The sequence below is a fragment of the Brevibacillus migulae genome (assembly GCF_004521915.1).
Taxonomy (GTDB): Bacteria; Bacillota; Bacilli; order Brevibacillales; family Brevibacillaceae; genus Brevibacillus_F; species Brevibacillus_F migulae.
In genome coordinates this window covers 149312-161791 of sequence record NZ_SDKD01000012.1, presented here as the reverse complement: position 1 = coordinate 161791, position 12480 = coordinate 149312, and the positions used below count along the sequence as shown (strand labels likewise).

At 51.7% G+C, this 12480-nt stretch carries 11 protein-coding genes; 2 read left to right on the top strand and 9 right to left on the bottom strand.

Features of this window, described 5'->3' with window-relative positions; all coding sequences use genetic code 11:
* Positions 1-404: 404 nt before the first annotated feature.
* The gene (gene groL / locus EIZ37_RS15475; protein WP_134685656.1) at positions 405-2030 is read right to left on the bottom strand and encodes a chaperonin GroEL; all 1626 of its coding nucleotides are present in this window, start codon (positions 2028-2030) and stop codon (positions 405-407) included.
* Positions 2031-2087: 57 nt separating this feature from the next.
* Entirely contained in the window at positions 2088-2372 is a 285-nt protein-coding gene (gene groES, locus EIZ37_RS15470) for a co-chaperone GroES (protein WP_134685655.1), read from the bottom strand.
* 300 nt (positions 2373-2672) lie between these two features.
* Here groES and EIZ37_RS15465 point away from each other — a divergent pair, with 300 nt between their 5' ends.
* Positions 2673-4013 (top strand): CAP-associated domain-containing protein, encoded by a 1341-nt coding sequence (locus EIZ37_RS15465; RefSeq protein ID WP_134685654.1) that lies wholly within the window; start codon positions 2673-2675, stop codon positions 4011-4013.
* Between the two features lie 154 nt (positions 4014-4167).
* Here the strand turns inward: EIZ37_RS15465 and EIZ37_RS15460 are convergent, their stop codons facing one another.
* The 6 genes from EIZ37_RS15460 to EIZ37_RS15435 form a co-directional block, all read right to left on the bottom strand.
* Positions 4168-4575 carry a hypothetical protein gene (locus EIZ37_RS15460; protein WP_134685653.1) on the bottom strand — a complete coding sequence of 136 codons (408 nt, stop codon included), beginning with the start codon at positions 4573-4575 and terminating at the stop codon, positions 4168-4170.
* 119 nt (positions 4576-4694) lie between these two features.
* A complete protein-coding gene (tatC, locus tag EIZ37_RS15455; protein WP_134685652.1) occupies positions 4695-5459 on the bottom strand; it encodes a twin-arginine translocase subunit TatC in 765 nt (254 codons plus the stop codon).
* 20 nt (positions 5460-5479) lie between these two features.
* Complete coding sequence (locus tag EIZ37_RS15450) at positions 5480-5815, bottom strand: twin-arginine translocase TatA/TatE family subunit (RefSeq protein WP_134685651.1); 336 nt, start codon at positions 5813-5815, stop codon at positions 5480-5482.
* Between the two features lie 44 nt (positions 5816-5859).
* Complete coding sequence (locus EIZ37_RS15445) at positions 5860-6861, bottom strand: molybdopterin-binding protein (protein ID WP_134685650.1); 1002 nt, start codon at positions 6859-6861, stop codon at positions 5860-5862.
* Positions 6855-7370, bottom strand: a complete 516-nt coding sequence (locus EIZ37_RS15440; protein ID WP_134685649.1) for a MogA/MoaB family molybdenum cofactor biosynthesis protein — start codon at positions 7368-7370, stop codon at positions 6855-6857. The genes EIZ37_RS15445 and EIZ37_RS15440 overlap by 7 nt, the downstream gene beginning before the upstream one ends.
* Before the next feature lie 87 nt (positions 7371-7457).
* A complete protein-coding gene (locus tag EIZ37_RS15435; RefSeq protein ID WP_134685648.1) occupies positions 7458-8054 on the bottom strand; it encodes a 5-formyltetrahydrofolate cyclo-ligase in 597 nt (198 codons plus the stop codon).
* A 135-nt stretch (positions 8055-8189) separates the two neighbouring features.
* Here EIZ37_RS15435 and EIZ37_RS15430 point away from each other — a divergent pair, with 135 nt between their 5' ends.
* Entirely contained in the window at positions 8190-10118 is a 1929-nt protein-coding gene (locus EIZ37_RS15430; RefSeq protein ID WP_134685647.1) for an ABC-F family ATP-binding cassette domain-containing protein, read from the top strand.
* A gap of 46 nt (positions 10119-10164) precedes the next feature.
* Here EIZ37_RS15430 and EIZ37_RS15425 read toward each other — a convergent pair whose 3' ends face one another.
* On the bottom strand, positions 10165-12411 hold the full coding sequence (locus EIZ37_RS15425) for a hypothetical protein (protein WP_235828046.1): 2247 nt from the start codon (positions 12409-12411) through the stop codon (positions 10165-10167).
* Between the last annotated feature and the right edge of the window lie 69 nt (positions 12412-12480).

The following is a 12480-nucleotide window of genomic DNA, read 5'->3' as shown; positions in this document are numbered from 1 at the left end:
TTAGGCACGCCGCCAGCGTTCGTCCTGAGCCAGGATCAAACTCTCCAATAAATTGGTGATTAATCGTTGCTCAACCTTTAAGCTTGGCTTATTTGAAACAAGTAATTGATTGACTCGTTTCACGCTTTTGCTGTTCAGTTTTCAAAGAGCATTTCTACTTAGCAATCAGCAGCAGTTGTGCTGCCGACCTTTATTACTCTATCACATTACTACCAGAGAAATCAAGTGGTATTTTCTGTGCGGTTTATCGTTTTTTCATTCTGTGTGAAAAAAGACAAAAGTTATCTTAACAACTCTCACCCCAAAAAGCAACTACCTTCATATGCCAATGCCTTTACGGACACCATACAAAAGCAAAGAGAGGCAGACCAAGTCTGCCCCTCTTTTTACGCACGAGGCGTTTCTTACATCATGCCGCCCATGCCGCCCATGTCAGGCATGCCTGCTGGAGCTTTGTTCTCTTCTGGTTTGTCAGCCACAACTGCTTCAGTAGTCAAGAACATAGCAGCTACAGATGCAGCGTTGGAGAGAGCGGAGCGAGTTACTTTCGCAGCGTCAACGATACCAGCTTCGAGCATGTTTACCCACTCTTCAGTAGCAGCGTTGAAGCCGATGCCAACCGCTTCTTTTTTCAGTCGATCTACGATTACAGAGCCTTCGAGGCCTGCGTTCGCAGCGATTTGACGAACTGGCTCTTCCAGAGCGCGCAGTACGATTTGTACACCAACTGCCTCGTCGCCTTCTGCTTTCACAGCTTCTACAGCTTTCGCAGCATTCACGAGAGTTGTACCACCACCAGGTACGATACCTTCTTCTACCGCAGCGCGAGTAGAGTTGAGGGCGTCCTCGATGCGCAGTTTTTTCTCTTTCAATTCAGTTTCAGTAGCTGCACCAACTTTGATAACCGCTACGCCGCCGGACAGTTTCGCCAGGCGCTCTTGCAGTTTTTCACGATCAAATTCAGAAGTAGTGTCTTCGATTTGTTGACGGATTTGAGATACACGACCGTCGATAGCTGCTTTGTCGCCAGCACCTTCCACGATTGTGGTGTTTTCTTTGGTAACAACCACTTTGCCTGCGCGGCCAAGTTGCGTGATTTTTGTAGATTTCAGGTCGAGGCCCAGATCTTCTGTAATCACTTCGCCACCAGTCAGGGTTGCGATATCGCCCAGCATAGCTTTGCGGCGATCACCAAAGCCAGGAGCTTTAACAGCAACAGCTGTGAACGTACCACGCAGTTTGTTTACTACGAGAGTAGCCAAAGCTTCGCCTTCTACGTCTTCAGCAATGATCAAGAGCGGTTTGCCGCTTTGAACGACTTGCTCAAGCACTGGCAGGATTTCTTGGATGTTGCCGATTTTTTTGTCGGTGATCAAGATGTAAGGGTTATTCAATACCGCTTCCATCTTGTCAGTGTCAGTGATCATGTAAGGGGAAGCGTAGCCACGGTCGAATTGCATACCTTCTACTACTTCCAGCTCAGTGGAGAAGCCTTTGGACTCTTCAACGGTGATTACACCGTCTTTGCCCACTTTTTCCATTGCTTCTGCGATCAGTTCGCCGATCTCTGCATCATCAGCAGAAATTGCAGCTACTTGAGCGATGGAAGCTTTGTTTTCAACTGGTTTGGAGATTTTTTTGATCTCTTCTACAGCAGCGCGAACCGCTTTTTCCATACCGCGGCGGATTACCATTGGGTTAGCGCCTGCAGTTACGTTTTTCAGACCTTCGCGAATCATCGCATAAGCCAGAACGGTCGCAGTAGTTGTACCGTCACCCGCTACATCGTTTGTTTTGGTAGCAACTTCTTTCACCAGTTGAGCGCCCATGTTTTCATAAGCGTCTTCCAGCTCAATTTCTTTCGCGATGGTTACACCGTCATTGGTGATGAGCGGCGAACCGAATTTTTTCTCCAATACTACGTTGCGGCCTTTTGGACCGATGGTTACTTTCACTGCGTTCGCAAGTGCCTCTACACCGCGAAGCATGGAACGGCGAGCATCTTCAGAAAACTTGATTTGTTTTGCCATGGAAAACTCTACCTCCTGCGTTATGTGTTTTGATGGTACAGTATGTCAATTGCGCAATTAGCCGATGATTGCAAGGATGTCGGACTCGCGCAGTACGAGCAATTCTTTGTTGTCAACCTTCACTTCAGTACCTGCGTACTTGGAGAAGATTACTTTGTCGCCTTCTTTTACTTCCAACGCGATACGCTCGCCGTTGTCAGCTACGCGACCGGATCCGACTGCAATAACGCGGCCTTCTTGTGGTTTTTCCTTTGCGGTGTCTGGAAGTACGATACCGCTAGCGGTTGTTTCTTCTTTTGCGATTGGTTCAATTACCACACGGTCACCTAATGGCTTTAACACAGAAAACACCCTCCTCAAAATAGTGAATACTGAATAGTGTTGACATGCCTGCTTCTCCGGTTCGGAAAAACAGCCACATCGTTTTGTTAGCACTCAACTTAAGGGAGTGCTAACATCCATTTCTTATAATAATGAATCCCTGAATACTTTGCAAGTATCTTCCTGCACTTTTTCTTTGAAAAATGCAGTTCCCTCTCTAGCAATTTTTCATCTCTTTTCTATAAATTTGTTCTATTATTCTCTCTGCTCTACTATAAATAAGACAAAGCCAAGAACCACATTCATCAGGAGGGAGAAAACATGCGCAAATGGTTAACGCTACTCTTGTCCGGAATCTTGCTTTTTGCTCTTTCGCGAGTCTTTTTTTCCGATGACTTCTCCATGATTCGTGCTGCGCTGCGTCCGGCAGACTTTTATCTGGATGGCCAAAAAGTAAACATAAGCGATCGACCTGGCTACTATCAAAACGGGAAAGACTATGTTCCCGCCGCTTTGGAATACGAAGGTACCATCTATGTGCCTCTCTCGATGGTTGGCAAGCATTTGGCGAAACCAGTCGGATGGGATCCTGCCAAGGAGGTCGCTTGGTTGGGGAAAGCCCCAGCGTCTGCTGCCGCCACAGCCCCAGCTGCACAGCCACCGGCTTCCCAGGCTAATCATGCTGCATCGGCTGAACAAGTGAGTGCTGCCGCTTCCACTCCCCAAGCGCCACAACCATCGGCTCCCCCGGCAGCTTCCAGCCTTTCGCTTTTTGAAATCTCCTTGGGAGACAGCGAGCAGGATGTCATCAAGCGCTTGGGGCAACCTGTCAGAAGAGAGCCGAGTGCCCTAGGATACGAATGGTGGATCTACAACAAATCCTATGATCGATACGTGCAGGTGGGCATTCGCCAAGGCAAAGTCGTCGATGTCTATTCCAATGCTCCGCTAGCCCAGATTGGCAATGTCAGCATCGGGACAAGCTACTCCTCTTTGACCGGGAAGCACGATATCAAGCGCAGCGTCACATTCACCTATCAAGGCGCCTCCATTCAGATTACGAACCAGATGAAAGAGCGTCCGCTGACCATCGCCGGCGATACACCGATCATGTTTTACCTGGACACCCAAAACAGCCAAAAGGTCACCGCCCTGCGTTTGATCGACAAGCTCGTCTTGCTGCAGGGGGGATTTTATGAGACCAAATGGACGTACCAAGGCAAAGCGCCGGAATTCGACCCTCCTCCGCTTACAATCAAGATGCGGGAGCTGGTTGACGCCGCCCATGAACGCCAGCTGCTTGATCTCGTAAACATCATCCGTTATCGTCACAAGCTGCCGCTCCTCACCTGGTACGATCCCGCTGCAAAAGTAGCAAAGGGGCACAGCAAAGATATGGAAAACGCCGGTTTCTTTTCCCACGTATCCGCCACGACCGGTCTCGATCCGTTTCAAAGGCTCAAGCAAGGCGGCGTCGTCTTCAAAATGGCCGGGGAAAACATTGCGGCCGGCTTCCCTGATGCGATCGAGGCCCACGAGAACTGGATGAACAGCCCTGGCCATCGCAAAAATGTTCTCGAAAAGGGCTTCCTGCAGTTGGGCACAGGCGTATATGCCGACTATTACACCCAGAACTTCATCACATTGCTGACGGTTCCTTGATGGAAACACGGCAGTGACAAGGGCTCCGCTACATTTTTTAGCGAAGCCTTTGTTGTTCCATGAAAAAAGCCCGGCTCTCATCCATCACCAGAGAGCCGAGCAGCATGTCCGTCACCAAGTCCTCTATCCAATGAATACTCATTTCGGAGCTTCTTTATAAGCGAACCATCTTGCGCAGCGATTCGACCGGTTCCACAAACTCCACGACCAATGTCGCATTATCTTTGGTGTGCAGGATCAGATACGGCTTTCGCTCCCCACGCTTGGGCATCACGACAAACATCCGGACAATTTCTTCCCTGATCTTGGCATCTGGCACCTCCAGTCGCTGGGGCGGTACCACAGGTATCTTGACAATATATGCATGCGTCAAAGGCGGATTCAGCTCCAATACCCTTGCCGTGACGCTCGCAAGCAGCATCCTCGCTGCCTGCTGATATTTCTCGGAATTCTCAAACGTGCTCACGACGCGCTCTTTATCCGTATCAAATACCTCTACCGGCTCGAGCGGAAGCGGTTGACTTGAAAACAGCATCAACCAAACCGCCAGGAATGCCCACATTTGCCTCGCTCCTTCCGACCAATGATGCGAATCACTTCCGATACGTTCATTCTGTCCAAACTTTGCCACATTATGTGAAAAAGAAAAAAACCCTCACCAGATCGGTGAGAGTCTCGCAGCTATTCATGCTGATTCTCGTATTCTTGTCTCCATCGCTCTTCTTCTTTCAGCTGTTTGCGATAAACCGTGCGCGAGAGCCAAATGCTGATCTCATACAACAGCAGCAACGGAACCGTCACCAGGATATCGCTGACGATTTCTGGAGGGGTCAGCGTGATCCCGACAATCGTCAAGCCAAAGTAAGCAAAACGCCGCATTTTGGCCAAGCGCATCGGATTCAAGATACGCAGCCTGGTCAGGAACATGACCAGAATCGGCAACTCAAACAAAAAACCGAACGGAATGACCATATTGAACATGAAACTGAAATATTGGGAAATCCCGTAGTTTGGATCCACCTGAATCGTTCCCGCGATATTGGTGACAAACTGCATCACAAACGGAAACACAACAAAGTAACCGAAGCTAAGGCCCAGCAAAAACAGGAAAAAGGCAGCCGGGATAAACATGAGTGTTCCCTTTCGCTCCTGTTCATGCAATCCCGGACTGACAAATCTCCATATGTGGTACAAGGCAACCGGCAAAGTCACGATCAATCCGATAACGAACGAAAACTGCATATAAATGCCTAAAACATCGGATGGATGAAACGATTTCAGCGGGATTCCCCCGGCCAATGGGCTTTGCTTCAAATATTCAATCGCCTGCCCGGCATATACGAGTCCCGCTACCATGGACAGGATAAAGACAATGATCACCCAGATGAGCCGTTTTCGCAACTCTGCCAGGTGCTCCACCAACGTCATTTCTTGACTCTCGCTCATCAATACACCCGCCCGTCTGTCTACGCCTGCTGCTTTTCTTTCTCGGCCTGAATGCGCTCTTGCTCCAGTTTCGCCTTGACTTCAGCTTCGATGCGTTCACGTTCCAGGCGCTCGCGAACTTCCCGTTCAATTTTTTCACGGTCGAAGGCATCCTTTTCTGTCAGCACTTCCACCTTTTTCGGCGCTTCTTTCACTTCGTCTTCGTCATCATCCTTGGTCAAACCGCGTGTCGCATGTTTGAATTCTTTCAAGGTGTGACCAATCGCTCTGCCCAGCTCAGGCAGTTTTTTGGGCCCAAATAATACTAGTGCAATTACAAGGATTAAAATCAATCCGGGTATTCCAATTCCGCTCATTCTTACTCACTCCTCAACTTCTTGTTGGCATTATTTATTCTTGTCTAACACTTGCGCAGACCGCCATATCCCAATCTGGTCATGTCTCGCTCCTCAATCCGTTCTCCCGCCAATATCCGGGGCAGGAATACATCGAAGGAAGTAAAGGGTTCATGCATCACCGCACCTGGTAGGCCCAGTACAGGGGTATCGCCGATGTACGCCACCATCAGCATGGAACCTGGCAGCATGGGGGTCCCGTAGCGGACAACTTCCGCTCCTGCTCCTGCAATCGCTCCGGGCGTCCGGTCATCCGGATCCACCGACATACCGCCGGTCACCAGGATCAAGTCGACACCTTGGTCCACAAAATAACGGATTTCGGCTTCGATCTTTTCCTTGTCATCCGGTGCGAACCTTTGCTCGACAACCGTCGAACCCAACGCTTCCACCTTTGCCCTTATCGCAGGACCGAACTTGTCCTCGATCCGGCCGGAGAATACCTCTCCGCCCGTGGTCACGACTCCGACTTTTTTGGCGGCGAAAGGTACAACATGGACGATGCCCGGAGCATAGCCAGCGGCAATCTCCTCCAGACGCTCAATGCGCTGCTCTTCCATAATCAACGGGATGATGCGGGCAGCAGCAACCGAATCCCCAGGCTTCACCACCTGGTTACTTTCCAGTGTTGCCAACGCGATGCCCTCTAACTCATTGATCGTATGGATGGCGTCTTGGTTTATTTTGGCCAACCCCAAGACGGTTGATTTCATGCTGACCTTTCCTTCATAAGGCTCTGTCAGCGTCAGGCAGTCTCCAGCCACGGCTTGGGCGATCCGAATCCCCGCATCGTTCTCATGAATGTGGCCTGCTGGCATCTCCATGATGTAGATGTGTTCTTTGCCAATCGACAGCAAGGGCTCGATATCTTCTTCGCGGATGACATGCCCTTTTTTGAACAAGCGTCCCTTGAATTCTCCGGGCAAAATCTGCGTCATGTCATGCGGAAGCACCAACCCTACCGCTTCACGCACCGGCACTTCCTTGAATTTTGGTTTGTTTACCATCCGAGGCCGCCCCAATCCTCATTGACTTGATCGGTTCCCTGCAGAATATGGAGCGCATCGGAAAGCATGTCCCCGATGGCATTCATACAGATCTCGACTCCTTTGGGATTGCCGGGGAGATTGATGATCAATGAATTGCCGCGGGTCCCCGCTACAGCTCGGGTAAGCATAGCACGGCGGGATTGCTGCAAGCCTGCGCGGCGCATTTCCTCCGCCAGTCCTGGGACAGGTCGATCGATCACCCAGCTCGTCACTTCTGGCGTTACATCGCGCGGACTCAGTCCGGTTCCCCCGGTCACGATCAGCAGGTCGCATTTTTCACGATCCACCAGCTCGATCATGTTTTCCTTCAAGTCCTCCATATCATCGCTAATCGCCCGATATATCGCCACATCGACCTTCAGCCATGTGTTCACCATCTGACGAAGGACCGGAATGCGATCATCCTCACGTTTCCCGCTGGCAATGGTATCACTCGCCGAAATAACGCCTACCTTCCAATTATCCATAACGCTTTCCTCCCCTAGCCTATGTGATTAATAGTACACTCTTTTCCTATTGCTGTAGATAGTCCACACCGAATTGTTTTATACCTGTCACAAACTCTTGCCAGAAAACGGCCCATAGACCGTTTCATCCGTAACCAAATAATCGAGTGAATAATCATGTTCCTCCAGAGGCACTTGCTCTACAACTTGGATGGAAAACGCATAGCCAATCAGCAAAGGCTTTCGCGGCAATTGCGCCAGGAAGCGATCATAGAAACCGCCGCCGTAGCCTAAACGCCCGCCCGTCCGGTCAAAAGCCACCCCTGGCACTACAATGGCGTCCAAACGTGAAATGTCGGCCAAGCGGCTCCGCTCAGGATCCGGCTCTCTGATTCCATAAACACCCGGAATCAGATGTTCATCACCGTCATAAACGTACGGCGTGAGCTTGCGTGCAGCCACCTCTGTACGGGGAAGCCACAGTTCTTTGCCTCGTTTCCTTGCTTCCTCCAAAAAGATCCGGGTATCAATCTCATCTTGAAAGGGATGAAACACCATGATCGTTTGGCATGCAGACAAGGCTGACAGCGCAAGCAATCGTTCGGCTGCTTGCACGGAGCGATAAGCTCTCTGTTCAGGTGTCAGCGATGCACGCAAAGCCAGGACTTCGCGTCGGAGATTCTGTTTTGCTTCCTTTTCTCCCATGCAGCTTCCTCTTTCTGTCCTTTTGCACCCGTTTCCACTTGTCCCTGCCTTTTCCTATACGCTACACTGTATGAGAGCCATGACAAGGAAGGCGACCGTTCCAAGACGAACGTGAATATATTTGAGGTGAAAACCATGATCTTGCTTCAAGCGGAACAAATTCAAAAGGCATATGGTATCGACATCATTTTACAAGATATTAACCTGCAAATACAAACAGGAGAACGCATCGGACTGGTCGGTGTCAATGGTGCCGGAAAATCTACGTTAATGAAGATATTGGCGGGACAGCTCAGCTATGACAGCGGCACCATCCGCAAGCCCAAAGAGGTGACGCTGGGCTATCTGGCGCAAAACAGCGGTCTCGAATCGGAGCGGACGATACGCGAGGAGATGCTCTCGGTCTTCACCCATTTGCAGGCGGAAGAGCAGGAGCTGCGCAAGCTGGAGGAACGGATGGGCGATCCCGAGGTACTCGCGGACACAAAGCGATATGAGCAAATATTAGAGGATTATTCGCGGCGCTCCGAGAGCTTCAAGGAACGCGGCGGGTACAGCTATGAAGCGAATATCCGCGGTGTGCTGCACGGCCTGCGCTTCTCCGATATGGACGTGAATACACCGATCAAGACGTTAAGCGGCGGACAAAAAACCCGGCTTGCCTTGGCCAAGCTGCTCTTGCAAGCTCCTTCCATCCTGCTGCTGGACGAGCCGACCAACTATCTCGACATCGAGACATTGACCTGGCTGGAAACGTATCTGGTCAACTACGACGGAGCCATTCTGCTGGTCTCCCATGACCGCTACTTTCTGGACAAGCTGGTGACGGTCGTCTATGAGATCGAGCGTACCCGCGCCACCCGCTATCCGGGCAACTACAGCGAGTTCCTGGATATGAAGGCGGCCAAGCTGGAGCAGGAATTGAAGCGCTTTGAGAAACAGCAGGAGGAAATCGCCAAGCTGGAGGATTTCATCGCCCGCAACATCGCCCGCGCTTCTACGACCAAACGCGCGCAAAGCCGGCGCAAACAATTGGAAAAGATCGATCGGATGGACCGGCCGATGATGCATACGAAGTCAGCCCACTTCTCATTCGATATCGCGAAAATGAGCGGGAATCTCGTCTTAAAGGTAAACGATCTGAGTGTCGGTTATCCCGATCACGTCCTTTCCCGCCACCTGAGCTTTGAGGTAGAGCGGGAAGAGCGGATCGCGCTCGTCGGTCCCAATGGGATTGGGAAATCGACGCTGTTAAAAACGATCGTAGAGAAGCTTCCTGCCGTCAACGGCACCTTTCAGTTGGGAAGCAATGTTACGATTGGCTATTACGATCAGGAACATCGCGTATTGAATGAAACGAAAACCGTTCTGGCGGAAATTTGGGATGATTACCCCCACATGCAGGAAAAGGATGTCCGCACCTTGCTGGGCAATTTCCTCTTCAGCGGGGATGATGTGCAAAAAAGGATCCGGGAGCTTTCCGGCGGGGAACGTGCCCGGGTATCGCTGGCCAAGCTGATGCTCAAGGAAGCCAATTTCCTCATCCTGGACGAGCCGACCAACCACCTGGATTTGTTCAGCAAAGAAGTGCTGGAAAACGCTTTGTTTGACTATCCCGGCACGATCCTGTTCGTGTCCCATGACCGCTATTTCCTGAACAAAATCGCGACGCGTGTGCTGGAGCTATCGCCAAACGGCGTGACCAGCTATCTCGGCAACTACGACTACTACGTGGAGAAAAAAGAAGAGCTGGCCCAGTTGGCCAGCGAAGCGGCTGCGCAAAACGCCGCACGGAAAGGGACTGCTGCTCCCGCTCCCGACAAGTCCAACTATGAGCTGGACAAGGAAGCGAAGCGGCGCGAGCGTCAACGCCAGCGCCGCCTGGAGGAAATCGAAGCAGCCATTGCCGAGCGGGAAGAAAGAATCGCCAAGTGGGAAGAGGAGCTTTGTCTTCCCGAGGTATATACGGATCACTTGCAAGCGAAGGAAAGAAACGACAGCATCCAGCAGGCCAAGGAAGAAATCGAGAAGCTCTACGAGGAATGGAGCGAATTGAGCGAGTAAAATCCCCGCTCCTCCGTGATGGCTGCTCGGTCTATGCACCCCACCATCATACGGTGTCATTCGTGCTGTACTCCCGATCGAGCGGTTCCCCGATCGCGGCAGACAATGCGGGCACCACAAAAAAGATGATGGATGTAGCTGCCGTGACGATTCCCGAGTCGTTCAGCAGCAAACCGGCAAGCGACCCGGCGATCAGTCCGGTAAAGCCTTTGACCAGATAAGGGTATTCCCCGGAGAGATTCCGCAGGTAGCGATCGGTACGCAGGCTCAGCAGACCGATCACGACCAGCGATACCGCAAATACCTTGCTCCAGCCAGAGATTCGGATCAACCGCCAATTCATCTCCAGCTTTCGTTCCACGATTTTCATGACCTCATCCCAGTTGCCCTGGACCATGTCATTGGCTACACGGCCAACATGGGTCAGCGGCTGGCTTGAGCTCAGGTTGATGATGATCAGAGCACCGACCCCAGCTAACAAGCCTCCTGTGATCAGCAGGAGGCCTTTTTTTCCCACTCGCCACTCCTGCAAGCGAAACCCGGCCACACCAAATCCAACGGTCGCCGCCAAAAATCCCCCCGCATTCGCCCCTAATGACGGTGCTCCCATATAGACCAAGACGAGCCCGAAAAGCATCACTGCTGCGGTCATGCAAAATACCGATCCTACCGGCTTGCGCAGCTGGTACAACGCGGAAACAAACAGGATCGTTGCCCCCACGACAACACCCTCGTATTCATTGCCCAAGCCGTAGAAACGAGCTCCAATGACTGGATCGTATCCAAGGTAGGAGCGCTGCATCGCTTCCGCACCCGTAAAGCCATCAATAAGGACTGCCCCGATCGTCATTCCTGCCACGAGCATCAGCATGCGCGGCAACCGCCATGACTCCACGATCAATGCCCCGCCCAACGCAAACATGATGATGACTCCCAAAATAACAGGAGGAGGCACCGACCAAGAAAGCAGCGGCTCCAGCAAAAACAATAACGGGTAAAAGAGCATCGACAAGAGCGAAAGCCGGATGCCCCGCCTCAGCTTCTCCGCCGCTTTCCCCCGCTCGTCTTTTTTCCAGAGCCAAAACAGCGCGGCTGCGACCAAAATGATAATCTGCAGCATGACATAGGTATACATGATCGGGGAACGATTCTCATACACCCGGTCAATCTCTTGCACATGGGTCAGCAATGCCTCGATATTTCCCGCTTGCCGAGGACTGCTCGTCAACGGATGCCCGAGCAACCCTTGAGGCAAAGGTACGGCAAGCCAATGCAAGAGGGTCGGCAGTAAGTCCAAGCCGCTAATTACCCCTGCTTGTCTGGTCGTAGCCGATTGCAGCCATGTACCCGCTCCTCCCTCTTGCCAGAGCAGTAAGGGGGTAAGCAATGATTTTTCCTTGACTGCCGCTTCATTCACCAACGCCGAGGTGACGATCACCATTTGATTGGCCTTTCGCGTCTGCAGCAGATTCCCAAGAAACTGATCCAGGTCTGTGAGAACCTGATTGTACTGGCGCTGAAAATGCCCGGAATCCATCTGACTTTGCGCCTGATAAAGCCTCGCTAGATCCGACACCTCTGCGACCAGCACTCCCGATCTCCGCTCTTGGGTCATACGCTCCAGCAGATAAGCGTAATCGGTGCGATGCCCGCCCGGAAACGAGGGATCAGCCAGATAGGTGCGGGAGGAAAGGTCGCCAGCAGGGATGATGCCCCGCTCATCCATTGCAAACAATGCGGCATGCCGATGTTTTTTTCCCTCCGCGTCCGAATTTCCAAAGACAGCAGCGATCATGCCATTGGCAGACAGCATATTGCCCAATAGACCAATACGTGCCGTAAACGGCTTGTTCTCATTCTCCACCTGCAAACGGTAAATACCCGGGAATAACAGTGTCTCTTCCGATAGACGGACAGGATCGCCGCGATAGCGTTGCATTCGTTCCGCGGCCGTTTCTCCACTTTCCATACGCTCCATCGCGTGGTAAGCCGTACCGCTTGCTTCCGTATAAACAGCCTGCCCGCCGCTTCCCAGCAGCAAATAGGCGTTTTCCTCATTCCGGGCCCCGGCCGGACGAATCGTCATGGCCCCTATGGCGCTTTTGGATATCCATTTGTCCACATGTGGATAGTTTTTCAGCTTCGCCAGGTCAGTAAATGAAAAACCGCTGATGAACAGGACAATGACCTGCCGATCCGCTGGCTTGGCCAAAAGCTTCCCAGCTGGCAGACACAGGCATAGCATCGCAGCCACGAGAAATAACCGCATGTAGCGAATCGAAAAGGGTCTCATGTATCCTCCTGTAAACAATGTTCTGAACAACACTGTGGATATCCACGGGATAACTGCTCACATATCAAC